Consider the following 23,847-nt stretch of genomic DNA (forward strand, 5'->3'; position numbering starts at 1 on the left):
TCGCGCATGGCGGGCGAGCTCACACCGTTGCTCCCACGAGTGCCACGAAGACGTCTTCGATGCCGGGCTCGACCGGCACGACCGGCGCATGCGCCAGTCCGCGCTCGTCGAGCCGCGCCGCGAGTTCGTCCTTGCGCCGTGCCGCCTCGTCGACACGCACGTGCACGCGGTCGCCCATCAGCAGCACGCCGGCGACGCCGGGCGCGTCGGCCAGCGCCGCGCCGTTGCTGCGCGGGTCGCCGCCCGCCACCGAGAGCAGCGAGCCGCGCACGATGTCCTTGAGCCGCTGCGGCGTGTCGCACCGGCGCACCTGCCCTTCGTGCAGCAGTGCGAGCCGCGAGCAGCGCTCCGCCTCGTCCATGTAGGCCGTGGACATCACGATCGTCACGCCCTGCTCGCGCAGCCGGTACAGGATCGCCCAGAAGTCGCGTCGCGACACCGGATCGACGCCCGTCGTCGGTTCGTCGAGCAGCAGGACGCGCGGCGTATGGATCAGCGCGCACACGAGGCCGAGCTTCTGCTTCATGCCGCCCGAAAGCTGCCCGGCCAGCCGCCTGCGGAACGGCGCGAGCCCGGCGGCTTCGAGCAGCTCCGTGCTGCGCTGGCGAAACTGCGCCCTCGGCACTTCGAACAGTTCGCCGTAGAAAAAGATGTTCTCGTCGACCCTGAGGTCCTCGTAGAGGCCGAAGCGCTGCGGCATATAGCTGAGCACGGCCTTCGCGCGCTCGGGCGCTCCCACCACGTCGATGCCGTCGAGCGCGATCGTGCCGGCATCCGGGCGCAGCACGCCGGCCAGCATGCGCATGACGGTGGTCTTGCCCGCGCCGTCCGGCCCGACGAGCCCGAAGATCTCGCCGCGCGCCACGCTCATGCTCACGTCGCGCACCGCCTCGACCGCCCCGAAGCGGCGCGCGAGACCTTCCGCGGCAATTGCCGGCTGGGCGGACGGCGTGCTCATTTTCCGCTGGCCACGAGGGGAATCGACGCATCCGCGGGCATGCCCGGCAGCAACTCGTGCGTGGGATTGTCGATGTCGATGCGAACCCGGTAGACGAGCGTGACGCGCTCGGCGTGCGTCTCGACGGTCTTGGGCGTGAATTCGGCCTGCGGGGAGATGAAGCTCACGCGCCCGCGATAGACGCGCGACGGCCAGGCGTCCGTGGTGACGTCGGCCGCTTCGCCGAGCCGGACGCGCCCGATGTCGGGCTCGTTCACATAGGCGCGCAGCCAGACGTGGTCCAGCTCGTCGAGCGTGAACACGGCGACGCCCGGCCCCGCCAGTTCGCCCAGTTCGGCCTCCCTCACGGCAATCACGCCGTCGAACGGCGCGCGCAGCTCGGTGTAGGAGAGCATCGTCTCGTCGAGCTGCAGCTTCGCGCGGGCGGCTTCCACGTTGGCCTGCGCGAGCGCCACGGCGTTTTGCGCGGCCACTTCCATGGCGTGGTCGTGGGCCAGCGTCGCCGCGGACTGGCGCTCCGCGGTGCGCGCGAGGTCGCGCGCCTGCAGCGAAACCGCTTCGTGCTGCGCAAGCACTTCGGCGCGCCCGTAGTCGGTTTTCTTCTCAGCGAGATCGAACTCGTCGCTCTTGACGCTGTTCTGCGCGGCGCTCTGGCTGTTGATGTTCGCCTGCACCTGGGCGAGCTGCACGTTCAGGTTGGCGCGGTCGATCTCCGTCTGACGCTGGTAGAGGCGGTCGTCCACGCGCGCGAGCACGGTGCCGCGCTTGACGTAGGCGCCTTCGTCGAAGGGCAGATAAACGATCGGCGCCTGCACCTGGGTGACGCTCAGCACGCTCTGATGCGCCTCGATATTTCCCGAGACCATGACGTGCTCCGCCACCTGATGCCGGCCGAAGAGCGAGGGCAAGCGCAACGCGGCGAAGCCGGCTGCGGCCACGCCGAGCAGCACGCATCCGAGCGCGATCCTGATCCGCATTGATTTGCTTGCCATGGTGTAAATGCGTGCTCCGCGATGAACATCGCCACTGTAGGAGCCGCCTTCCCAACTCGATTGACACATATCAATCGGGAGGCATCCGTGCCGGCCGAACATGACTCGGAGCGCGGTGCGGGCGTCGAGATCGCGCGCCGCCCCATCGCGAGGAGATTGCAGCCGTGCCAGATACCGTCGTCGAGCCGAACGGCAAGCGGGCCGCGGCAACGTGGAGCGCGCCGTTGCCGCGGGGCACCGCCGGTCTCCGCTACGCAAAGCTCGCGTCCGGCCGCGACGGCATGCTGCTCGAACGCGGCATCGTCTCGCAGGACACGGACGGCGCCGCGCGCAGCGCCTGTAACGAGGCGTGCGCCGCCTGCGCGTGCCGCTGCGGTTTCCCGGCGAGGCCGTGATGCTCAACGTGAACGGCGGGCAAGCGGGCATTCTCTGCGGCGTCGCCGTTTCGGCCACGGCACGCCGCATCGTGCCGCTCCTCCTGGTTTTCCTGAGCATGCTCGGCGGCTGCGCGGTCGGCCCCGACTTCGCGAGGCCCGCCACGTCTGCCGAGGCCGGTTACCGGACCGCGCCCGTCACGCTGCCGTCCGCCGGCTCCACGGACCCGCAGCAGCATCTGCAGGCCGGCGGCGAGATCGTCAGCCAGTGGTGGACGCTCTTCCGCTCCGACGAACTGGACTCCACGCTTTCGCTCGCCATCGCGCAAAACCCGACGCTCGACACCGCGCGCGCCACCCTCGCGCAAGCCCAGCAGGCGATTCTCGTTGCGCGCGGCGGCTACTTTCCCCAGGTCGATCTCGGGGCCGGCGCGGAGCGCGCTCGCGTGAGCACCGGCGCGTTCGAGAAAGCCGTGCATGCAAGCGGCACGCTGTTCTCGATCGGTCCCACTGTTAGCTACAGCGTGGACCTGTTCGGCCGCGTGCGGCGCGAGGTCGAGGAAAACACGGCGCTCGCGGACGTGCAGCGCTACGCGCTCGCCGCCGCCTGGCTCACGCTCACCGGCAATGCGGTCAACACGGCGATCACGAGCGCAAGCGCGCGCGAGCAGCTTCGGGCGGTGCAGGACATCATCGCCGTGGATCAGCGCAACGTCGATCTCGTCGAGATCGAGCGCAGCGCCGGCAAGGCCGCGCGCACCGATGTGCTGGCCGCGCAGAGTCAGCTCGCCGCCGACGTCGCGCTGCTGCCGCCGCTCAAACAGCAACTGAGCGCCGCTCACGACGCGCTCGCGATCCTCGTGGGCAAGACACCGGCGCAATGGGCCGCGCCGCGTTTCGACTTCGACATGCTGGCCTTGCCCGTGGCGGTGCCGGTAACGCTGCCGTCCGACCTCGTGCGGGCGCGACCCGACATCCTCGCCGCCGAAGCGCAGCTCCACGCGGCCAGCGCCGCGATCGGCGTCGCGACCGCGCAGCTTTATCCCAGCATCACGCTCAGCGCATCGTGGACGCAGGAGGCCGGCAGCATGGGCCCGCTCTTCGACGAAGCGAATGGCCTGTGGAGCGTGGCGGCAGGCCTCACCGCGCCGCTCTTTCACGGCGGCGCGCTGAAGGCGCAGCGGCAGGCGGCCGTCGACGCATTCGACGCCCAGCTCGGCATCTACCGCGAGACCGTGCTCGCGGCGTTCGGCCAGGTGGCCGATACGCTCAAGGCGCTCCAACACGATGCCGAGGAACTCGCGGCGCAGCGCACCGCGCTCGATGCGGCGCAGGCCTCGCTCGCGCTGTCACAGGAAAGCTACAAGGTAGGCGCGGCGAGCCTGCTCGACGTGTTGCAGGCCCAACGCCTCTATGCCCAGGCGCGGCTCGGATACGCGAAGGCCAGGGGACAGCGTTACCTCGATACCGCGCAACTTTTCGAGGCCACGGGAGGCGGATGGCAAGCCTCGGTGGCAAGCAGCACCGCACCCGCGCCATGACCGCCGCAGCCGAAGCCGCGGGCGGTTCGCGCCATTTCTTCACGTCAGTCAGGAGAGCCGATCCATGTCACCTGCCAACCCTTCTTCCTCTTCGCTCGCCACCCGGGAGCGCGGCAGCCTCTTCGAACCTGTGCAGCTCGGCGCCATCACGCTCGCGAACCGCATCGTGATGGCGCCGCTCACGCGTTGCCGCGCGCTGCCCGGCGGCGTGCCTGGCCCGCTGATCGCCGAACACTATGCGCAACGCGCGAGCGCGGGGCTCATCATCACCGAAGGCGTGAACATCTCGCCGTCCGCGCGCGGCTACGACCTCACGCCCGGTCTCTACACGGACGAGCAGGCCGAAGGCTGGCGCCGCGTCACGCAGGCCGTCCATGCGCGTGGCGGGCGTATCTTCCCGCAGCTCTGGCACGTGGGGCGTATCTCGCACCCGGACCTGCAGCCCGGCGGTGCGCTGCCGGTCGCGCCCTCGGCAATCCGCGCCGAGGGCGCCACGTCCTATACGCCCTCCGGATTCAAGCCGTGCCCGACGCCGCGCGCGCTCGGCACCGACGAAATTCGCGGCATCGTCGAGGACTACGCGCGTGCCGCGCAGCGCGCGCTCGACGCCGGGTTTGACGGCGTCGAGATTCACGCGGCCAACGGCTATCTGCTGGAACAGTTCCTGCGCGAGCACACCAACCGGCGCACGGACTGTTATGGCGGCAGCCTCGAAGACCGCGCACGGCTCGTGCTGGAAGTGGCCGGGGCGGTGGCCGCCGTTTGCGGCGCGGGGCGCACGGGCATCCGGCTTTCGCCGGTGAGTCCGGTCAATGCCTCCGAGCCCGATCGCGACCCGATGAAGACCTATCGCCATGTCGTCGAGCGGCTCGATGCGCTCGATCTTGCGTATATCCACGTCATCGAAGGCGTCACGCAAGGACCGCGCGACGTGCCGGGCGACTTCGACTACGCCGCGTTGCACGAGGCGTTCCGTGGCCGCTATATCGCCAACAACGGCTACGACCGGGGCCTCGCCATCGAAGCCTGCGCGCAGGGTCGCGCCGATCTGGTCGCTTTCGGGCGGCTCTTCATCGCGAACCCCGATCTGGTCGAACGGCTGCGGCTCGACGCGCCGTTGAACGAACCCGATCCCGCCACGTACTTCGGCGGCGGCGCGGAAGGCTACAACGACTATCCGCGTCTGGCCGCGCATCAGGCGCTCAAATGAGACGGCGCGACTGACGGACATGGATCGGCCAGCGCGCCGCGCCCCGATCCATCGGGCCTACGGGCGTCGCGTTTCCGCGCATTCAGGCGGTCGCGGCGGCGCGAGGTCGTACCTGCTTACGCGGCCGTTCGACGTGGCGGCCGTCACCGCAGGCCCGCCGGAACGGGTATCGACACCGGGCGTTTGCGGCATGCTCCGCTCCCCGGCAAGATTCAGCGTTTTCCGGATTCGAGCCGCAACTCCTCCCCGTCGACGACGAAGACACCGTATCCGCAGTGGTGCAGCAGCCTGGGCGTCCGCCTGGCGCGCCGGCCCCATGCGCACACGACCTCCAGCACGAAGAGTTCGTGGCGCGGCACGAGCCGCGTATCGATCACCCGGCATTCGAGGTTCGCGAAACACTCGGCGACGACAGGCGCGTCGACTTCCTGTGCGGCGAGAGGCGTCAGGCCCGTCAGCGCGAACTTGTCGACGTCGCGACCGGAACAATTGCCCACCTCGACCACTTGCTGCGCGAGCGACACGTCCGGCACCGCGATCACGCATTCCCCGCTCGAGCGCAGCGCGGCGAAGCTGTAGTCGGCACGGCTCACGACGCAGGCGATGCGCGGGGGCTCGAACTCGACCATCATGTGCCACGACATCGTCATGACGTTGCAACGCCCTTCGCTCGACGTTGTCAGCAACACCACGGGACCGGGCTCGATCAACTGATAAACGTCGGACATCGGGATCGGCTCGAAACCGGCGGTCCGACGAGCACGCGCCGATTGCGCACCACGCTTCAGCTTCATATTCCCCGTTGCCATAGTCACGACCCCTCCTGGTGTTCTGTGAGCCTCGCGTCAGCCCGTTGGTGCCGAATCCCGCGCACGGAAACCGCCGGCCGTGCGTTGAAGTGCCCGGACCGGAAAAGCAGCAGCCCTCGATGCGCGACAACGGCAGTCCGGCACAATGGAATCGATTTTCCGGCGAGCAGAGGCCGGCCGTTTGACATGTATCAAGCCCCGTCTCGTCTGCGGCGACAGGATCTGAAATGCGCGCTGAGTCCCGTTGAACAACCGCAGATCCAACCCGCATTGAGGCCGGAGGACACCATGTATTCCCGTATTCTCGTCGCACTCGACGGCAGCGAAACCGCCGCCGCCGCGCTCGATGCCGCGATCCGGCTCGCGCACGGCACCGGCGCGGAACTGCTGCCCCTTTACGTGATCGACATCCCGGCTATCGCGTACGAAGTACCGGGCTTCGATCCTTCGATCGCACGCGATGCGTATGTCGAAGAAAGCCGGATCGTCTGCGCCGATGCGCAAACGCGAATGACCAGCGAGGGGGTGAAGGGCACACCGCGTTCGGCCGAAGTCGAGCTGGGCGGCGAAGACGTCGCGCAGTGCATCGAGCGCATCGCCGCTGACTGGCGTGCGGACCTGATCGTCATGGGCACGCACGGTCGCCGCGGCGTGCGCCGGCTCGTGCTCGGCAGCGTGGCCGAGCGCGTGCTGCGCAGCGCGCGGTGCCCGGTGCTCCTGATCCCGTTACGGGCGGCGGCGTTTCAGCAACGAGCCCCCGACGATCGCCCCGCCAGCATTCCGGCCTGACGCCCCGCAACGCTGCGCGCCGCGACCGGGCCCGCCGATCCGGCATTGGCGTTGGCAGGTGCGGCAAGCGCTCCTCGTGCAGCGACTGGCGCCCGATTGGCGCTCGACTGGCGCCGATTAGCGCTCGACTGGCGCCGATTAGCGCCGCCAGCCGCTCGCGCGAATCGTTCTACGGGCAGTCGAAACCCGGCCGAAGTCGCCCTCATGATCGCTCAGGCGGACACCCATGCTCTGGCTCGCCAACGTGGTACTCGTGTTGCACGCTTTGATCGTGGTGTTCATCGTCGGCGGACTGATCGCGATCTGGATAGCCGCCGCACTGAAACGCGCATGGGCACGCAATCGCGCGTTCCGCACGGCGCACCTCGTCGCCATCGGCATCGTCACGACCCTAGCCGTGCTCGATGTGCCGTGCCCGCTCACCGTTATGGAAGACTATCTGCGCACCGGAACGGCAGGCCCGCAAGGCTTCGTGCAGCGCTGGGTGAGCGCCTGGCTGTATTACGACTTTCCCGGCTGGGTATTCACCGTAGCCTATGTCGTGTTCCTCGCGGCCGTGATCGCTACCTGGCGCCGTGTTCCGCCACGGGCGTAAGCATGCCCGGTCCTCGACAGACGCTGATCCAGATCAATCTCGCCGTGCGATACCGTGACGTAATGAGCGGACGCTCGTTTACGAGGAGTTCGTCATGGGTCACCCCGCAGGATATTTCCACGAAGCCCGGCAGCCGTCGAAGGACGGGACCAGGGCTTCGTCCGGGCCGCGTAAGCTGTGCCTCGGGCTGCTGAGCACGCTCGTCGTCGGCTTGATGATCGGCGGCATCTTTTCCCTTCCGCAAAACATGGCATCCGGCGCGGAGGCCGGCGCCGCCGCGCTCGGCTGGCTGATTGCCGGCATCGGCATGCCGATGCTCGCGCTCGGCTATCAGACGCTCGTGTTGCGCAAGCCCGCGCCCGGCAACGGCGTCTACGCGTATGCACGGGTCGGCGCGGGCGAATTCGCCGGCTTCCGCTCCGCGCGGGGCTATCGGGCCAGCGCGCGGGTCGCCGCCGCGACACGCTGATCGGCGCGCTCGCCACCGACTACCGCGCCTCGCTCCAGTACGCAGTCGGGCCGAAGCCTCCGCTGCCGGGCGCCCGGCTTCATGTGCCCGGCTTCATGCGCCCGGCGTGTTGCTGCATGGCCCGGCGCGGCGCGTGCAGCGCGCGATGGTGCAAGCCACACGAAGCCCACGTGCTGCCCGGCATCGCCGTGCGCGCGGCATGGCCGCTCGTCACCGGCCGCCCTGGCCTGCGGGCCGCGCGAAAGCATGCGGGTCGCGGTCCGCGCCACGGCAGGCGACCTGCGCAAGATGCCCGTTTCGCGACCGGGCGCTCGCGGGCGCGTCCCATGCGCGCCGGACGCCAGCGTTGCTGCTCGACATCGCGCCCGACGTCTCGCCCTCTCCGACTGCGACCGGCGCAGGTGCCGCCTGCCTGCCCCGATCGGGACGTGTCGCGCGTGCGCGCACCAGCCGCGCATCTTGCCGCTCTCCTGCGGCGGGCCGATGCAGGAACTCGCGGCAAGCCTTGAAGTGAACAACAGGTCGAGAATGAAAAAAAAGCTCATCGGGATCGGCGCCGTAGCCGCCGCCGTCGCGCTGCTCGCAGCGGGCGGCGCCTGGCTGCACAGCCGCGAAGCGGCATTGCCCGCGAACGTCGCGCATGCAAACGGAAGGCTCGAGATGACGCGCGTCGACGTGGCGGTGAAGTACGGCGGCCGCATCGTCGCGTTGCCGGTACACGAAGGCGATCTGCTCGCGGCGGGCGCCGTCGTGGCGCGCGAGGACGATGCCGAACTGCGCGCCCAGCTCGACGCGGCCAGCGCCGCTCGCGAGCGTGCCGCGGCCGCCCGCCAGCGCGCGCAGGATGAAGCCGACGCGAGCGCAACACAGGTGCGCCTTGCACGCCTCGAATGGACCCAGGCGTCGAATCTCTTCGCCGCCGGACAGATATCGGCTGTCGAGCGCGAGCGCCGTCAGCTCGCACTCGACGGCGCACAGGCAACGCAGGACGCCGCGCGCGCCGCACAAGGCGAGGCGCTTGCCGCCGTCGCGGAAGCCGACGCGCAGATCGCGCGTCTGCAAACCGTGATCGCGGAAACGACCATTCGCGCGCCGCTCGCGGGCCGGGTGGAGTACCGCGTCGTGGAAGTCGGAACGGTGTTGCCGGCGGGCGGCCGCGTCGTCTCGATGCTCGATCCCGAAGACATCTACTTCACGATATTCCTCCCCGGCCCGCAAGCGGGCCGCCTCGCGATCGGCGAAGAAGCGCGCATCGTGCTCGACGCCTTTCCCGGCGAACCGGTCCCCGCGCGCGTGGGCTACGTGGCAAGCGACGCGCAGTTCACGCCGAAGTACGTCGAGACCCAGGGCGAGCGCGCGAAACTGATGTACCGCGTGAAGCTGCAGTTGTCGCCCGAGGTGGCGCGCCGGCTCTCGCCGCGCCTGAAGGGCGGCATGACGGGCGAGGGCTATGTGCGCCTCGATGCGTCCCAACCGTGGCCGCACGGCCTCGCCGCGCGCGGAGACTGAGCGATGCGCGATCAGGAATCCGAAGCGGCACCCGGGACGAACGCGGACGCGATCCGTGTCGAAGGCCTCTCGCACCGCTACGGCGCGGCCCTCGCGCTCGACGATGTCTCGCTCTCGCTGCCCGCCGGCACCACGATCGGCCTGATCGGTCCCGACGGCATCGGCAAGTCCACGCTGCTTGCGCTCATCGCGGGCGTGAAGCGCATTCAGGATGGCGAAGTCGTCGTGCTCGGCGCCGATCTGCGCATACGGAGTGCGCGCGAACGCATGCTGCCGCGCATCGCCTACATGCCCCAGGGGCTCGGGCGCAATCTCTACGCCTCGCTCTCCGTCCATGAGAACGTGGATTTTTTCGGCCGTCTGTTCGGCCTGCCGGCGCGCGAACGCGCCGCGCGCGTGGCGCGGCTGCTGGAGGCGACCGGCCTTGCGCCCTTCAGGGAGCGCCCCGCCGGCAAGCTCTCGGGCGGCATGAAGCAGAAGCTCGGCTTGTGCTGCGCGCTGGTGCACGATCCCGACCTGCTGATCCTCGACGAGCCGACGACGGGCGTCGATCCCCTCTCGCGCCGCCAGTTCTGGACGCTCGTGGACGACCTGCGCGCCTCGCACGGCGCGATGACCGTGCTCGTGGCCACCGCCTACATGGAAGAGGCGCAGCGCTTCGCGCATCTGGTGGCGATGGACGCCGGGCGCGTCCTCGTGAGCGAGCGCACCGACGCAGTGCTGCAGCGCGCGGGCACCACCAGTCTCGAAACGGCCTACGTTTCCCTCTTGCCGCCGCAACGGCGCGGCGACGCGGGCCAGTTCGCGATCGGACCGCGCATCCGGACGGACGGCGCGCCCGCGATCGAAGCGCATGACCTCACGCGCCGCTTCGGCGCGTTCGTCGCGGTCGATCACGTGAGCTTCCGGATCGAGCGCGGCGAAATCTTCGGCTTCCTCGGCTCGAACGGCTGCGGCAAGACGACCACGATGAAAATGCTGACCGGCCTGCTCGACGCCAGCGAAGGCACGGCCACGCTGCTCGGCCAACGCGTCGATGCGGCCGATATGCGCACGCGCATGAGGATCGGCTACATGTCGCAGTCGTTCTCCCTCTACGAAGAACTGAGCGTGCGCCAGAACCTCGACCTGCACGCGCGGCTTTATCGCATGGAGGGCGAACGGGCGCGGCGCGCCGTGCGCGAGGCGCTCGCGGGCTTCGACCTCGAAGCCTGCGCCGACGAGCGCCCCACGAGCCTGCCGCTCGGCATCCGCCAGCGCCTGCAGCTCGCGGCGGCCTGCCTGCACAGCCCCGAGGTGCTGATCCTCGACGAGCCGACTTCCGGTGTCGATCCCGCCGCGCGCGACATGTTCTGGCGGCACCTCGCGCGGCTTTCGCGGGAACAGGCGGTCACGCTGTTCATCTCCACGCACTTCATGAACGAAGCCGAACGCTGCGACCGCATCTCGCTGATGCATCGCGGGCGCGTGCTCGCGCTCGGAAGTCCCGAGGCGTTGCGCGAAGCGCGCCACGCGCCGACGCTGGAAGAGGCGTTTATCGCGTGGCTGGAAGAAGCGCAGGTGCAGGACACGCCGCCCTCGCCGCCCTCGCCGCACGAGTCGCACGAGCCGCGCGATGCGCCCGCCGCCATGACCGCCTCCACGACAGGCGCGGCCAGGCGCGCATGGTCGCCGGTGGCCGCGCTGGCGCGCGTATGGGCGTTCACGCGGCGCGAATCCATCGAACTCGCCCGCGACCGCCTGCGGCTCGCCTTTGCGCTGCTTGGCCCCGTCGTGCTGCTGCTCGCGGCCGCGTGGAGCGTCTCGTTCGATGTCGAGAACGTGCGCTTCGCGGTGCTGGACCGCGACCAAAGCCTCGCGAGCCGCGAACTCGTCGAGCAGTTCACGGGCTCGCGCTACTTCGAACCGGTGGGCGCCGCGCAGAGCGAGCGCGACGCCGACCGCCTGCTGCGCGCGGCACAAGCGCAACTCGTCGTGGAGATTCCGCCGGATTTCGGACGCAACCTGCTCGCGCAGCGCCGCCCCGAAATCTCGTTTCACGTCGACGGATCGAGCCCATTTTCCGGCGCGACGATCGCGACCTACGTGGACGCCGTGCTGCTCGGCTTCGTGCAGACGTTGCAGGCGCGCGCGCCGAGCCCCCCACCCGCGCTGCCGATGCGCGTGGAGACGCGCTTCGTCTACAACGAGTCGTTTCGCAGCATTTACGCGATCACGCCCGGCATCGTCATGCTCGCGCTGATCCTGATCCCGGCCATGCTCACGGCGCTGGGCGTCGTGCGCGAAAAGGAGATGGGCTCGATCACGAACCTGCACGCTTCGCCGGCCAGCCCCGGCGAATACCTGCTCGGCAAGCAGTTGCCCTACGTCGCGCTCGCGATGCTCAGTTACGCCGTGCTCCTGCTGCTCACCGTCAGCGTGCTGCGCGTGCCGCTCAAGGGCTCGCTCATCGCGCTCTCATTGGGCGCGCTGCTCTTCGTATTCGCCACGACGGCGCTCGGCCTGCTCGTCTCCACGTTCGTGCGTTCGCAGGTGGCGGCGATCTTCGGCACCGCGATCCTGTGCCTGATCCCGTCCGTGAACTTCTCCGGCCTGCTCTATCCCGTCTCCACGCTCACGGGCAGCAGCTACTGGGCCGGGCTCGCATTTCCGTCGTCGTGGTTCCAGCTCGTGAGCCTCGGCGCCTTCACGAAGGGGCTCGGCGCGGGCAGCTTCGGCGCGATGTACGGCGCGCTGCTCGGATTCGCGTTCGTCTACCTGGTCGCGGCGTACTGCCTGCTGCCGAAACAGGAGGCCTGAACGATGACGCAATGGCTCAAGAACGTCGCACGCCTCGCGCGCAAGGAGCTGTTCAGCCTCCTGCGCGACGCCACGCTGATGGCGCTGATCGGGTTCGCCTTCACGCTCGCCGTCTACTCGGTCGCGAAGGGAATCAAGGCCGAGGTGTCCAACGCGTCGGTCGCGATCGTCGACGCCGACCATTCCGACCTGTCGCGCCAGTTGCGCGCCGCGATCCTGCCGCCATACTTCAAGCCTCCTGTCGACGTGGACCGGCGCGGCATCGACGCCGCCCTCGATCGCGGCGCGTATATCTTCGCCCTGGAGATTCCGCCGCGCTTCGAAGCCGACGTGCTCGCCGGACGCGCGCCGGCCATCCAGGTGCTCGTCGACGCGACCGCCATGACCCAGGCGGGGCTCGGCGCCGCCTATCTGCAGGCGATTTTCACGCGCGAGACGCTTGCCTTCCTGCACGCGCGCGGCGTCGAAACGGCCATGCCGGCGAACGCCGTCGTGCGCGTGCTGTTCAACCCGAACATGGAGTCGTTCTGGTTCAGCTCGACCATGCAGATCGTCGTGAACATCACGGTGCTCTCGATCATTCTCGTCGGCGCGGCGGTGATCCGCGAGCGCGAGCACGGCACGATCGAGCATCTGCTGGTCATGCCCGTGCGCGCGAGCGAAATCGCGGCCGCGAAAATTCTCGCGAACGGCTTCGTCATCTTCGCCGTCTCGCTCGTCTCGCTCGCGCTCGTCGTCCATGGCTGGCTCGGCGTGCCGCTGCAAGGCTCGCTCGCGCTTTTCGCCTTCAGCACGGCGCTCTACCTCTTTTCCGTGACGGCGCTCGGCATGTGGCTCGCGACGCTCGCGCCCGCCATGCCCCAGTTCGGACTGCTCGCGGTCCCGACCTACGCGGTCGCCTATCTGCTCTCCGGCGCGGCCACGCCGGTCCAGAGCATGCCGCAGGCGATGCAGCCCGTCGTGAAGCTCTTGCCGACCACGCAGTTCGTTTCGTTGACCCAGGCCATCCTGTTTCGCGGCGCGGGGCTCGATATCGTCTGGCCGCAGCTTGCGGGCGTGAGCGCGGCGGGCGCGCTCTTTCTCTTGCTGGCGTTGACGCGCTTTCGCTCCATGCTCGCGCAACAGGACTGATCCTCCGATGAATCGCACTTCCGTTCCCATGCGCCCGGCGCGTCTCGCTTCGATACTCCCGATCGTGCTCGCGGTGGCTGCCTGCACGTCGCTCGTCGAAGTGCCGGTCCCGCCGCAGCGCGACGTGCCCGCCGCCTTCACCGAGGTTCCCGTCGCCGGCGCCCTCGCCGCCCCGGATCTCGCGCATTGGTGGCGTGCGTGGCAGGACCCCGGGCTCACCGGCTACGTCGAGCAGGCCCTGCTCGCCAATACCGATCTGCGCATCGCCCAGGCACGCGTGCGGGAAGCCCGCGCGCTCGCAACTGTCGCGCAGTCGGCACGCTATCCCACGCTCTCCGCCCAGGCAGGCGCCGCACACGCGTTTGGCGACCTGCGCGAGCCCGCCATCGCGCCGGACCACTCGCCGGACCTCGATGCCTACGCGGGCGGCGTGACGGCCGCGTGGGAAGCGGACCTGTTCGGCGGGCGCGCAAGCGACGCGCAGGCGGCCTCGGCCCTCGCGGACGCCGCGCAGGAAAAGCTGCGCGGCACGCGTATCGCGATCGCGGCGGACGTCGCGCAGAACTATCTCGAAGCGCGAGGACTCCAGCGGCGGCTGGCCGTGCTCGAACGCAGCCTCGACACCTTGCACGCCATGGAGCGCTATGCGGCGGCCCGTTTCGACGCGGGCCAGGCGCCGCGCGCCGACGTCGAGCGCGTGAGCGAGCGCATCGCGCAACGCGAGGCGGAACGCGGTGGGCTCGTGAGCCAGATCGAGGTACGCGAGCGGCGGCTTGCCGTGCTGAGCGGCAAGCCCGCCCAGGAGGCCGAACGGCTTGCCCCGCCCGGCCCGCTGCGCCTGCCGGCGCCGCCTTCGGGCGAAGTGCCGTCGGGTGTGCTGGAGCGCCGCCCGGACGTGCGCGCGAGCGCGGCGCTCGTGCGCGCGGCAGCGGCGCGGCTTGGCAGCGCGAAAGCCGACCTGCTGCCGCGCTTCTACCTCACGTTCGTCGGCCTCGACGGCCATCTCCGGCTCGACGGCCTGCCCGGCCTCGGCGGCACGGGTGGCCTGGTCGGCATTGGCGCCGATCTTCCGCTCTTCAACGCGGGACGCCTGCGCGCAAACGTGGACGCCAACGACGCGCGCCTGCAAGCCGCGCTCGCGCTGCACGACAAGACGCTGCTCCAGACGCTCGAGGAAGTGGACAGCGCCTACGGCGTGCGCTGGGGACTCGACCAGCGCCGCGCGCAGCTCGCCGCCGCGCACGAACTTGCCATGCGCCATGCCGCGCAGGTCCAGCAGCTTTACGAAGGCGGTCAGCGCACGCTGCAAGACGTGCTGGATGCGCGCGTCGACACCATCGCGCGCGAAGACGAACTCGAAGCGTCCTCGACCGCCGCCGCACTCGCGACCGTGCGGCTCTATCTTGCGTTGGGCGGCGGCTGGTCGGCGGACGACACCGCGCCGCTCAACGCGAATGCGAGTCCATGAGCGCGCACGCGCGCGGCGTCCGGCTCACCGCATGCTTCCGCTCCGCACGAAGCGCTGGTGCCACGACAACGCTTCGTCGAGGAGATGCGGCGTGTGTTTGCCCACGCTCTCGCGGCAGGCGCGCTCGAAATAGTCTTCGAGCAGCGGACGATAATCGGGATGCGCGCATTGCGCGATGACGGCCCGGGCGCGCTGCTTGGGCGAGAGGCCGCGCAGGTCCGCGAGACCCTGCTCGGTCACGATCACGGTCACGTCGTGCTCGGTGTGGTCAACGTGGCTCGCCATGGGCACGATGCACGAAATGGCGCCGTTCTTCGCGATGCTCGGTGTCACGAAGCACGCCAGGAAGCCGTTGCGCGCGAAATCGCCCGACCCGCCAATGCCGTTGATGATCGACGTGCCCGCGACGTGCGTGGAATTGACGTTGCCGTAGATGTCCGCCTCCACCATGCCGTTGATGGCGATGCACCCCAGACGCCTCACCAGTTCCGCGTGGTTCGAGATTTCCTGCGGACGCAGCACGATGCGGCTGCGATAGTGGGCGATGTTGCGCTGGAATTCATCGACGCCCTCCGGGCTCAGCGAGAGCGCCGTGGCCGAAGCCACGCGCAGCGTGTCGGTGCGGATCAGGTCCAGCATGCCGTCCTGGATCACTTCGGTGAATGCGCTGAGTCCTTCGAAGCCCCCGTCGCGCAGGCCACCGAGCACCGCGTTGGCGATATTGCCCACGCCGGACTGCAGCGGCAGCAATTCGGGCCGCAGCCGGCCATGCGCGATTTCGTGCCGGAAGAACTCCACGAGATGCCCGGCGATACGCGCGCTGATCTCGTCGGGCGCCGCGAAGCGGCCGAGGCGGTCCGGCGCGTGGGTTTCGACGACCGCCACCACCTTCGCGGGATCGACCCGCAGATACGGCTCGCCGATGCGGTCCCCGGGGGCGACGAGCGGTATCGGCTTGCGCTCGGGCGGCAGCGCCGTGCCGTAGTAGATGTCGTGCATGCCGTCGAGTCCGGCGGGCTGATTCGAGTTCACCTCCAGGATCACCCGACTCGCCAGATCGAGCCACGTCTTGTTGTTGCCCACCGACGTCGAGGGAATCAGGCGGCCGTCGGGCAGCACGCCGGCGACCTCGACCACCGCCATGTCGATATTGCCGAGAAAGCCGAACCAGGCATACTGGGCCACCTGACCGAGGTGGATGTCCATGTACTCGATCTCGCCCCGATTGATGCGCGCGCGCAGTTCGGGGTCGCTCTGGTACGGCAGGCGAAAATCGATTCCGCCTACTTTGGCGAGTGCCCCGTCGAGTTCCGGCGCCGTGGACGCACCGGTCAGCACGCGTATGGCGAACCGTTCGCCCCGCGCATGCGCGCCCTCGATCAGCCGCGCGAGTTCGAGCGGCACGGCCTTCGGATACCCCGAGCCGGTGAATCCGCTCATGCCCACCGTCATGCCCGGTTGAATCTGTGCCGCAGCCGCGCTGGCCGGCATCACTTTCGAAATGAACGACGCGTTTTGAATCCGTGATTTCATATCCGCTCCTTGCCATTCCCCGTGCTACGGACACGTTTGAGACGCAGCGGGACGACCTGGGCTTCACGCCTCGCCGCCCCGTTCCTGCACTCTACGCGCATCCTGTCCCGAGCTGCGGATTCTGTGCACAGGCGCGTGTCCCGTCCCACAAGCCGCGGGCGAGCGCGGCCCCCGGACCGGCAGGCGGTACGCCTGCCGCCCGCCGCGAACGCACTACCGCTGCGGTACGCCGTCGCGCCACTCGCCCCAATGCGTGACGATGTCCTGCACGAGCGGATTGCCCGCGAGAAACAGATTGTCGATCGCGATCGTGAAGCCGCCCTGCGACGCGTAGTTGAGCAGATTGTCCGCGCTCGACTGGCCCGCGGCCGGCCGGTCGAAGTCCGAGCCGGCGCGCAGCACCGCGACACGGTTCAGGTCGACGCGATGCACGGCCGCCGCGCGCGTCAGCGCCTCGAAGGTGGCATTGTCTTCCTGCTGCGTCGTGCAATAGGTGCCCTTGCCGTCGGTCAGGATCTTCGTCCATTGCCGCGCCCGCTCGCCGAGGTCGGTGCCCGACCACCAGGTATCGCCCGCCAGGGTATCGCACTGGATCACGGCCGGCGAACGGTTCGCGGGCGCATAGCCGTATCTGGCACGGGCGGCCTGCGCCTGGGCGTCGTCGGTCAGCGTCACGTTGCGCGACAGCGCGAACGCCGCGTTCGAGAGCGCCGGATTGAGCTGGAACACCTCCGTGCGATAGTCGAGCGGCGGCTTCTGCGTCGGGCCCGTCGTGTTGATGCCGAGATTGCCGGTGTTCCAGCCGGGCGGAATTTCGCGTCCGTCGATTTCCCACTGAATGCCGAAGTCGACCAGCCAGTTCGCCCAGGCCGCGGAACCGACGGTCCCCTGAAGCGGATCGATGCCGGCGATGCCCGCCACCATGAAGTACGTATGACGCAAGTCGAAACGCGGCGAGAACGTCAGCGCCATGATCGACGCGGCGGCATTCGCGTGCCCCATGCCCGTCGTCATCACGCAGACGTCCTGGCGATTGCAGTGCACGGCCGGATAGTCGGGAGACAGGCCCGCGACGGCGATGTCCTGCCACGGTCCGAGATGATCGAGCCACACCTGGCCTTCCGGACCGAACATCGAAACGATCATCACCTTGACCGGACGGCCATGCGACGCGCCGTCGTCCTGCGCAAAGCCGTCGTCAGCCTGCGCGATGGCCGGTGCAACGGCCGCGCCGGCCGCGAGCAGCGATGAAATCACTGCTCCAAAAGCACGATTGAGCATAAGCGGTCCCACCTGTCATGTAAGAACGGAGGTTGCGAAACGTGAATCGCATGCCGTTTTGTCGACTGACGTCGTGGTTTTTCTGTCGGCGTGCAGCGTGGGACCTGGGCGCGAGCCGTTCAGGCGACTGTGAGTATAAGCGGAGAAAAAAGGGCACTGGCGAGCGTCCGCGGTTTGCCGGCCGGCCGATGACGACCCGGCTTCCTTTGCACGCCGGCAGGCCGGACAGCCCTTGCGCGAAGGTCCAATCCCGAGCGCCCCCTGGATCGCGCTGGAGCCGCCGGCGCGACCCAGGGGGCATGCAATTGGGCGCGGGCGCCTACGGCTGCACGTCGGCCGTTTCGGAACGCCTCCCGACCCATGCCCGCCACCCGCCCGCATCGCTGATGTCGATCGCATCCGCCAACGCCGCGCTCTCGCACAGAAAGCCCTGCACGAGCGCCCCGTCGGCGAGCTTCAGCGTGCCAATGCCGAGAGGCGGCGCAATCCCGGCCACGAAACTCCCATACGCGGACACCGGCATTTCCCAGACTTCGACCTCGATCGCCATGCCGCCCTCCGCCGTGCGCACCAGCCCCGGTTTGCTCACGGCGCCGGGCGCGGCGGGCAGCGCGTAAAGCCGGTACTCCGGCGCGGTGCGCGCGGTGCAGACGAGTCGCGCGCCGCGCTGCGTGAGTTGCCAGTTGAGCGGTTGCCCGGCCAGATGCGCGCCGACCACGGCCACGCGCGCGCGCGCGTTCGCGTCCTCGCCGGACAAGACGGCTTCGCTCCGCGCCGCGCCGTCGCCGAGCCATGCGTTCGCAAGGCCGAGCAGCGAGGCGTCTTCGTGGGCGCGCGCGACGAACGTTACGCCGAAGGGCAGGCCCGCGTGCCGCCCCTGCGTGCAGTGCCCGGCCGGCACGGCGACCGCGGAAAGGTCGAGCAGATTGACGAAGTTCGTGTAGTAGCCGAAGCGGGAGTTCACGCGAATCGGATCGGCTTCGAGTTCGTCGACGGTGGCCGTCGTCGCCGATGTCGGCATGAAGATCGCGTCGATCGAGGACCAGACGCGTTCGCTCTGCAGCCGCAGCGCGGCGAGGCGGTCGAAGGCCTCGAACACGTCCGCCGCGCTCCACCGCGCCGCGCCGCCGATGATCTCCCGGATCACCGGGTGAAGCGCCTCGGGCTTCGCCGCATGGAACTCGCGAATCGCCGCGAGCCGTTCCGCCACCCACGGCCCTTCGTAGAGCAGGCGCGCCGTGGCGAGGAACGGCTCGAAATCGATTTCCACGAGTTGCGCGCCCGCCGCCTTCGCGCGCGCGAGCGCGGCGTCGAATGCGGTGCGATACGAGTCGTCGCCGAAGAACTCGAGCTGCGCGGTACGCGGCACACCAAGCCGCACGCCCGCCAGCGAGCGTGCTTCGCGCGGCCCTGCCGCGCCCGCGAGCGGCGACCACGCGCGGCCATAGGGATCATCTTCGGCCACGCCGCGCGCGGCATCGAACACGATGCGCGCGTCGCCGGTCGTCTGCGCGAAGATCGTCACGCAGTCGAGCGATTTGCAGGCGGGCACGACGCCCTGCGTGCTGAGCACGCCCTTGGTGGGCTTCAGGCCGATCAGCCCGTGGAACGCGGCGGGCACGCGGCCCGATCCCGCCGTGTCGGTACCGAGCGAGAACGCGACCACGCCCAGCGCCACGCTCACGGCCGAGCCGGAGCTCGATCCACCGGAGGCGTAGCGCATGTCGAGCGCATTGCGGCACGCTCCGTACGGCGAGCGTTGGCCGGACAGGCCGGTGGCGAACTGGTCGAGATTGGTCTTGCCCACCGGAATCGCGCCGGCCGCGATCAGCCGGGCGACCACGGGCGCGCTCGTCTGCGGCACGTAGGCATAGTCGGGGCAGCCGGCCGTGGTGGGAATGCCGGCGAGATCGATGTTGTCCTTGATCGCGAACGGCACGCCATAAAGCGGCAAGCTCGCGGGATCGCGGTCCTTCAAGGCGTCGGCGTAGCGCATCATCTCGTCGCGCGTGAGCGGACGGATCCACGCGCGATGAGGGTCGCCCGCGGCGAGGCGCGCGGCGATCGAATCGACGAGCTGTGCCGGAGTCAGCGTGCCGTCGCGATACTGCGCCCGCAGTCCGGCTATCGTCATGGGTTGTGCTGCGTTCATGCCTGGGATTCCTCCTGAAACGTGGCGCTGCGAGCCTCGACGCGCAGCACCATGAGCCGTTGACCGTTGACGATGGCCGCCCCTTCGCTGCAATCGACCGATTCGATCGTGCCGGCTTCGGCCGCGCTAACGGAGACTTCCATCTTCATCGATTCGAGAATGGCGACCACCTGCCCTTTCTCGATCGCATCGCCCGCTTTCACGAGCAGCTTCCAGACGCTGCCGGAAAGATCGGCCGTCAGCGCGAGACAACCTTCGTCGAGCGCTTCGCCGTCGCCGCCGGCCGCTGTGCCTGCGCTCTCCTCGTCCGCGCCGTATTGCGCGTGGCCCGCCGCGCGCCAGCGTTCGCGCTCGGCTTCGAACGCGGCCTGCTGGGTCGCCTTGAACGCCGCGATCGAGTCGGCCTCGTCGTGGAGGAAGCGGCTGTAAGCCCCGAGATCGAATACCGATTCCTCGATCTGAAGGCTTGCGCGTCCGGCGACGAAGTCGGCGCGCAGTTGCGCGAGCTCCGCTTCGCTGACTTCGTGGAAACGGATCTCGTCGAAAATACGCAGCAACCAGGGCTTGCCCGCCTCGAACTCGCGCGTGGTGCGATAGCGGTTCCACATCTGCACCGTGCGGCCCACGAACTGATATCCACCCGGCCCTTCCATGCCGTACACGCACAGATAAGCGCCCCCGATGCCGACGGCGTTCTCGGGCGTCCATGTCCGGGCCGGGTTGTATTTGGTCGTGACGAGCCGGTGGCGCGGATCGAGCGGCGTGGCGACCGGCGCGCCGAGGTAGACGTCGCCCAGGCCCATGACGAGGTAGCGCGCGTCGAACACGATGCGCTTGACGTCGTCGACGCTCGCGAGCCCGTTGATGCGGCGGATGAACTCGATATTGCTCGGGCACCACGGCGCGTCGGGCCGCACCGATTGCATGTACCTTTCGATCGCGACGCGCGTGGACGGGTCGTCCCACGAGAGCGGCAAGTGCACGATGCGGTTCGGCACGCGCATTTCGGTGACAGGCGGCAGCTCGCGCTCGGCGCGCTGCAAATGCTCGATGAGCTTGTCGCGCGCAAGCACCCGCGGATCGAAGTGCACCTGCAGCGAGCGGATGCCGGGCGTGAGATCGATGATGCCCGGCATGCGCTGCTGCTGCAGCCACGTCATCAGCGCATGCACGCGAAAGCGCAGATGGAGGTCGAGAACGAGCGGACCGTATTCGATCAGCAGATTGCCGTCGCCCGAACGCCGGTAAGCGACGCCGATACCCTCGCCCGCCCCGGCGTCGCGATACAGCACGCACTCTCCGGCGGCGGCCGGCGCCGATGCTTGTCCTTTTTCGGCCACGCGCGCGAACTGAACCGTATCGCCCGGACGCAACTGCCCGAGCTTCCAGAGTTCCTCGCGCACCACGGTGACGGGGCAAACGAAGCCGCCGAGGCTCGGCCCGTCGGGCCCGAGGATCACGGGCATGTCGCCCGTGAAATCGACTGCGCCGATCGCATAGGCGTTGTCGTGGATGTTCGACGGATGCAAGCCCGCCTCGCCGCCGTCGGCACGCGCCCATTGCGGCTTCGGGCCGATCAGGCGCACGCCCGTGCGGCTCGAATTGTAGTGAACGGTCCAGCGCGTGCCGTACAGCATGTCGATGTCGTCGGGCGTGAAGAAGTCGGGCGCGCCATGCGGACCGTCGAGCACGCCGAGCGTCCACTGGCTCGTCAGCACGGGAGCGCGGTCCGCCGCAAGCGTGGCGCCCGTTTCGCCCGAGCCGGCGTCTTCGGCGAGATGGAGCACGTCGCCGCGCCGCAACGCGCGGCCCGCGTGGCCGCCGAACTGACCGAGCGTAAACGTGGCCTTGCTGCCGAGATAGTCCGGCACCTGCAGGCCGCCCTTCACGGCGAGGCACGCGCGCACGCCCGCGCCGGTCACGCCGCCGAGCTTCAGCACGGCGCCGGGCGCGGCGCGCTGCACCTGCCAGAACGCGACCGGCGCGCCGTCGAGCGTGGCCGCGAGCGGCGCGCCGCCGAGCACGAAAAGCGCGGCGGTGTTGAAGCGCAGCGTCGCGCCGACCATCGTGAACTCAAGGCCGGCCGCATCGGGAGCGTTCCCGACCAGCTCGTTGGCGAGATCGAACGAGAGATCGTCCATCGGGCCCGAAGGCGGCACGCCGACGTCCCAGTAGCCGAGCCGGCCAGGCGTCTGCTGCACGGTGGTCTGCACGCCGCCGTCGAGCACCTCGATCGTATGCGGCGCGAACGCGAAGCGCGACAGGAAGCCGGTGGTCTGCTCGCCGCGCACGAACGTGCTCGAACCGGCGACGGCACGCAGATAGTCGAGGTTCGTTTCGATCCCATATAACTGCGTGCGCGAGAGCGCATCGCGCAGCGCGGCAAGCGCGTGCGCACGCGTTTCCCCCTTGACGATCAGCTTCGCGAGAAGCGGGTCGTAGAACGAACTGATTTCGGTGCCCGCCTCGACCCAGGTGTCGACGCGGGCATCGGACGGAAATTCCACATGGGTCAGCGTGCCCGCGCTCGGCTGGAACTGCTTGTGCGGATCTTCGGCATAGAGGCGCACCTGGATGCTCGCGCCGACCGGCGCGCGCGCGATCGTCTCCAGCGGCGGCAACGTGCCTTCGGCCTGGCGAATCATCCATTCGACGAGATCGAGCCCCGTCACCGCCTCGGTCACGCAATGCTCGACCTGCAGGCGCGTGTTCACTTCGAGAAAATAGAAGCGCCGCTCCAGCGTATCGAACACGAACTCCACCGTCCCCGCCGAAGCATAGGCCACCGCCTGCGCGAGCCGTACCGCGCTCGCATGCAACGCCGCGCGCTCCGCGTCGGTGAGGCCCGGCGCGGGCGTCTCCTCGATCACCTTCTGGTTGCGCCGCTGCACCGAGCAGTCGCGCTCTCCGAGCGCAATCACGCCGCCCTTGCCGTCGCCGAAAATCTGCACCTCGATATGACGCGCGTGCTCGACGAACTTCTCCAGGTAGACACCGGCGTTGGCGAAATTCGCCTCGCCCAGACGCGCGACCGAAGCAAACGCGGCTTCGAGTTGCCGCGCGTCGTGGCACAGCGCCATGCCGATGCCGCCGCCGCCCGCCGTGCTCTTGAGCATCACCGGATAGCCGATTCGCGCGGCCTCGACCTGCGCGCCGGCGAGGTCGGGCAGCAGGGCCGTGCCGGGCAGCAGCGGGACGTCGTGAACGCGTGCGAGCGCGCGCGCCGTATGCTTGAGGCCGAACGCGCGCATCTGCTCGGGGCGAGGGCCGATAAAGCGGATGCCCGCCTCGTCGCAGGCCTGCGCGAATGCTGCGTTCTCCGAAAGAAAGCCGTAGCCCGGGTGCACGGCATGCGCGCCCGTCTTGCGCGCCGCGTCGAGAATCGCGACGACGTTCAGGTAGCTCTGCGCCGCCGGCGCGGGGCCGACGCACACGGCCTCGTCGGCTTCCCGCACGTGGCGCGCATGCCGGTCCGCCTCCGAATAGACCGCGACCGAAGCAATGCCGAGCCGGCGCAGCGTGCGGATCACGCGGCACGCAATCTCGCCGCGATTCGCAATCAAGACCTTGCCGAAGCTCATGACGCACCCCAGATGGTGAGCCGCACGGGCGTCGGGTTATAGCCGTTGCACGGGTTGTTGAGCTGCGGGCAGTTCGAGATCAGCACGCTCACATCCATGTGCGCGCGCACTTCGACGTATTTGCCGGGCGCCGAAATGCCGTCCTCGAAGGACAACTTCCCGTCCGGCGTGACCGGCACGTTCATGAAGAAGTTGATGTTGCTGACGATGTCGCGCTTGGTCAGGCGCGCATGGGCGTCACAGCCGCAATGACGCGTGATGGCGTTCAGAAAGCTGTCGCGGCAGTTGTGCATGTAGCGCTTCTCGAGCGCGTAGCGCACGGTGTTGCTCTCCGCCGCGCAGGCGCCGCCGAGCGTATCGTGCCGGCCGCAGGTATCGGCGACGATCGTCAGCATCGGGTTGCCGAAGTTCGACATCAGGACGCTGCCCGCCGTGAGGTAGAGATTGCCTTGCTCGCGAATCGTGTCCTGTGCGCTATAGCGTTCGAGCGGGTCGGCACTGTTGTAGAACAGCGTATCGACGGCCTGGTTGCCTTCGAGATCGAGAATGCGCAGCACGTCGCCGCGCTTCAACGGGTGAAGCCACGGCTCGCCCGCAGGCAGCGTGTAGTCATAAGACGCGCGTTGCGTCTCCAGTTGGCTTTCGACGATAGGCAT

At 69.0% G+C, this 23,847-nt stretch carries 17 protein-coding genes and 1 pseudogene; 10 read left to right on the forward strand and 8 right to left on the reverse strand.

All coding sequences use genetic code 11. From position 1 onward, the window contains the following. Positions 1-19: 19 nt before the first annotated feature. Together BLU17_RS15190 and BLU17_RS15195 are read right to left on the reverse strand one after the other, a co-directional pair. Positions 20-958, reverse strand: a complete 939-nt coding sequence (locus tag BLU17_RS15190) for an ABC transporter ATP-binding protein (protein WP_091997814.1) — start codon at positions 956-958, stop codon at positions 20-22. Then, a complete protein-coding gene (locus BLU17_RS15195; protein WP_342713828.1) occupies positions 955-1,950 on the reverse strand; it encodes an HlyD family secretion protein in 996 nt (331 codons plus the stop codon). Before BLU17_RS15195 ends, BLU17_RS15190 begins: the two co-directional genes overlap by 4 nt. A gap of 164 nt (positions 1,951-2,114) precedes the next feature. Between BLU17_RS15195 and BLU17_RS15200 the strand changes: the two genes are divergently transcribed. The 3 genes from BLU17_RS15200 (at position 2,115) to BLU17_RS15210 (ending at position 5,075) form a co-directional block, all read left to right on the forward strand. Continuing rightward, entirely contained in the window at positions 2,115-2,345 is a 231-nt protein-coding gene (locus BLU17_RS15200) for a hypothetical protein (RefSeq protein ID WP_091997818.1), read from the forward strand. Beyond that, a complete protein-coding gene (locus BLU17_RS15205) occupies positions 2,300-3,865 on the forward strand; it encodes an efflux transporter outer membrane subunit (protein WP_091997819.1) in 1,566 nt (521 codons plus the stop codon). The genes BLU17_RS15200 and BLU17_RS15205 overlap by 46 nt, the downstream gene beginning before the upstream one ends. A gap of 64 nt (positions 3,866-3,929) precedes the next feature. Next, positions 3,930-5,075, forward strand: coding sequence for an alkene reductase (locus BLU17_RS15210; RefSeq protein WP_091997821.1), 1,146 nt, complete (start codon positions 3,930-3,932; stop codon positions 5,073-5,075). Between the two features lie 212 nt (positions 5,076-5,287). On the opposite strand, the gene BLU17_RS15215 is transcribed toward BLU17_RS15210, so the two are convergent. After that, positions 5,288-5,803 carry a flavin reductase family protein gene (locus BLU17_RS15215; RefSeq protein ID WP_245746876.1) on the reverse strand — a complete coding sequence of 172 codons (516 nt, stop codon included), beginning with the start codon at positions 5,801-5,803 and terminating at the stop codon, positions 5,288-5,290. A gap of 369 nt (positions 5,804-6,172) precedes the next feature. Here BLU17_RS15215 and BLU17_RS15220 point away from each other — a divergent pair, with 369 nt between their 5' ends. From BLU17_RS15220 to BLU17_RS15250, 7 genes and pseudogenes are all read left to right on the forward strand, one after another. Continuing rightward, positions 6,173-6,673, forward strand: coding sequence for a universal stress protein (locus BLU17_RS15220; RefSeq protein ID WP_091997824.1), 501 nt, complete (start codon positions 6,173-6,175; stop codon positions 6,671-6,673). A 226-nt stretch (positions 6,674-6,899) separates the two neighbouring features. After that, positions 6,900-7,268 (forward strand): DUF2784 domain-containing protein, encoded by a 369-nt coding sequence (locus tag BLU17_RS15225; protein WP_091997825.1) that lies wholly within the window; start codon positions 6,900-6,902, stop codon positions 7,266-7,268. Positions 7,269-7,362: 94 nt separating this feature from the next. Continuing rightward, positions 7,363-7,713: pseudogene (locus BLU17_RS15230) on the forward strand (arginine-ornithine antiporter); the annotation flags it as partial. A gap of 552 nt (positions 7,714-8,265) precedes the next feature. After that, positions 8,266-9,246 carry an HlyD family secretion protein gene (locus BLU17_RS15235; RefSeq protein WP_091997829.1) on the forward strand — a complete coding sequence of 327 codons (981 nt, stop codon included), beginning with the start codon at positions 8,266-8,268 and terminating at the stop codon, positions 9,244-9,246. Positions 9,247-9,249: 3 nt separating this feature from the next. Next, the gene (gene rbbA / locus BLU17_RS15240) at positions 9,250-12,045 is read left to right on the forward strand and encodes a ribosome-associated ATPase/putative transporter RbbA (protein ID WP_091997831.1); all 2,796 of its coding nucleotides are present in this window, start codon (positions 9,250-9,252) and stop codon (positions 12,043-12,045) included. A gap of 3 nt (positions 12,046-12,048) precedes the next feature. Further along, positions 12,049-13,176 (forward strand): ABC transporter permease, encoded by a 1,128-nt coding sequence (locus BLU17_RS15245; RefSeq protein WP_091997832.1) that lies wholly within the window; start codon positions 12,049-12,051, stop codon positions 13,174-13,176. A gap of 7 nt (positions 13,177-13,183) precedes the next feature. After that, positions 13,184-14,644 carry an efflux transporter outer membrane subunit gene (locus BLU17_RS15250; protein ID WP_091997834.1) on the forward strand — a complete coding sequence of 487 codons (1,461 nt, stop codon included), beginning with the start codon at positions 13,184-13,186 and terminating at the stop codon, positions 14,642-14,644. Positions 14,645-14,668: 24 nt separating this feature from the next. On the opposite strand, the gene scpC is transcribed toward BLU17_RS15250, so the two are convergent. From scpC to BLU17_RS15275, 5 genes are all read right to left on the reverse strand, one after another. Then, positions 14,669-16,177 carry a succinyl-CoA:acetate CoA-transferase ScpC gene (gene scpC, locus BLU17_RS15255; RefSeq protein WP_091997836.1) on the reverse strand — a complete coding sequence of 503 codons (1,509 nt, stop codon included), beginning with the start codon at positions 16,175-16,177 and terminating at the stop codon, positions 14,669-14,671. Between the two features lie 213 nt (positions 16,178-16,390). Beyond that, a complete protein-coding gene (locus BLU17_RS15260) occupies positions 16,391-17,458 on the reverse strand; it encodes a purine-nucleoside phosphorylase (protein ID WP_091997837.1) in 1,068 nt (355 codons plus the stop codon). Between the two features lie 319 nt (positions 17,459-17,777). Further along, on the reverse strand, positions 17,778-19,610 hold the full coding sequence (gene atzF, locus BLU17_RS15265) for an allophanate hydrolase (RefSeq protein WP_091997839.1): 1,833 nt from the start codon (positions 19,608-19,610) through the stop codon (positions 17,778-17,780). Beyond that, entirely contained in the window at positions 19,607-23,191 is a 3,585-nt protein-coding gene (gene uca, locus BLU17_RS15270; protein ID WP_091997841.1) for an urea carboxylase, read from the reverse strand. Before uca ends, atzF begins: the two co-directional genes overlap by 4 nt. Further along, positions 23,188-23,847 (reverse strand): urea amidolyase associated protein UAAP2, encoded by a 660-nt coding sequence (locus BLU17_RS15275; RefSeq protein ID WP_091997843.1) that lies wholly within the window; start codon positions 23,845-23,847, stop codon positions 23,188-23,190. The genes uca and BLU17_RS15275 overlap by 4 nt, the downstream gene beginning before the upstream one ends.

The sequence above is a fragment of the Paraburkholderia lycopersici genome (assembly GCF_900096975.1).
In the GTDB taxonomy this organism is placed as follows: domain Bacteria; phylum Pseudomonadota; class Gammaproteobacteria; order Burkholderiales; family Burkholderiaceae; genus Paraburkholderia; species Paraburkholderia lycopersici.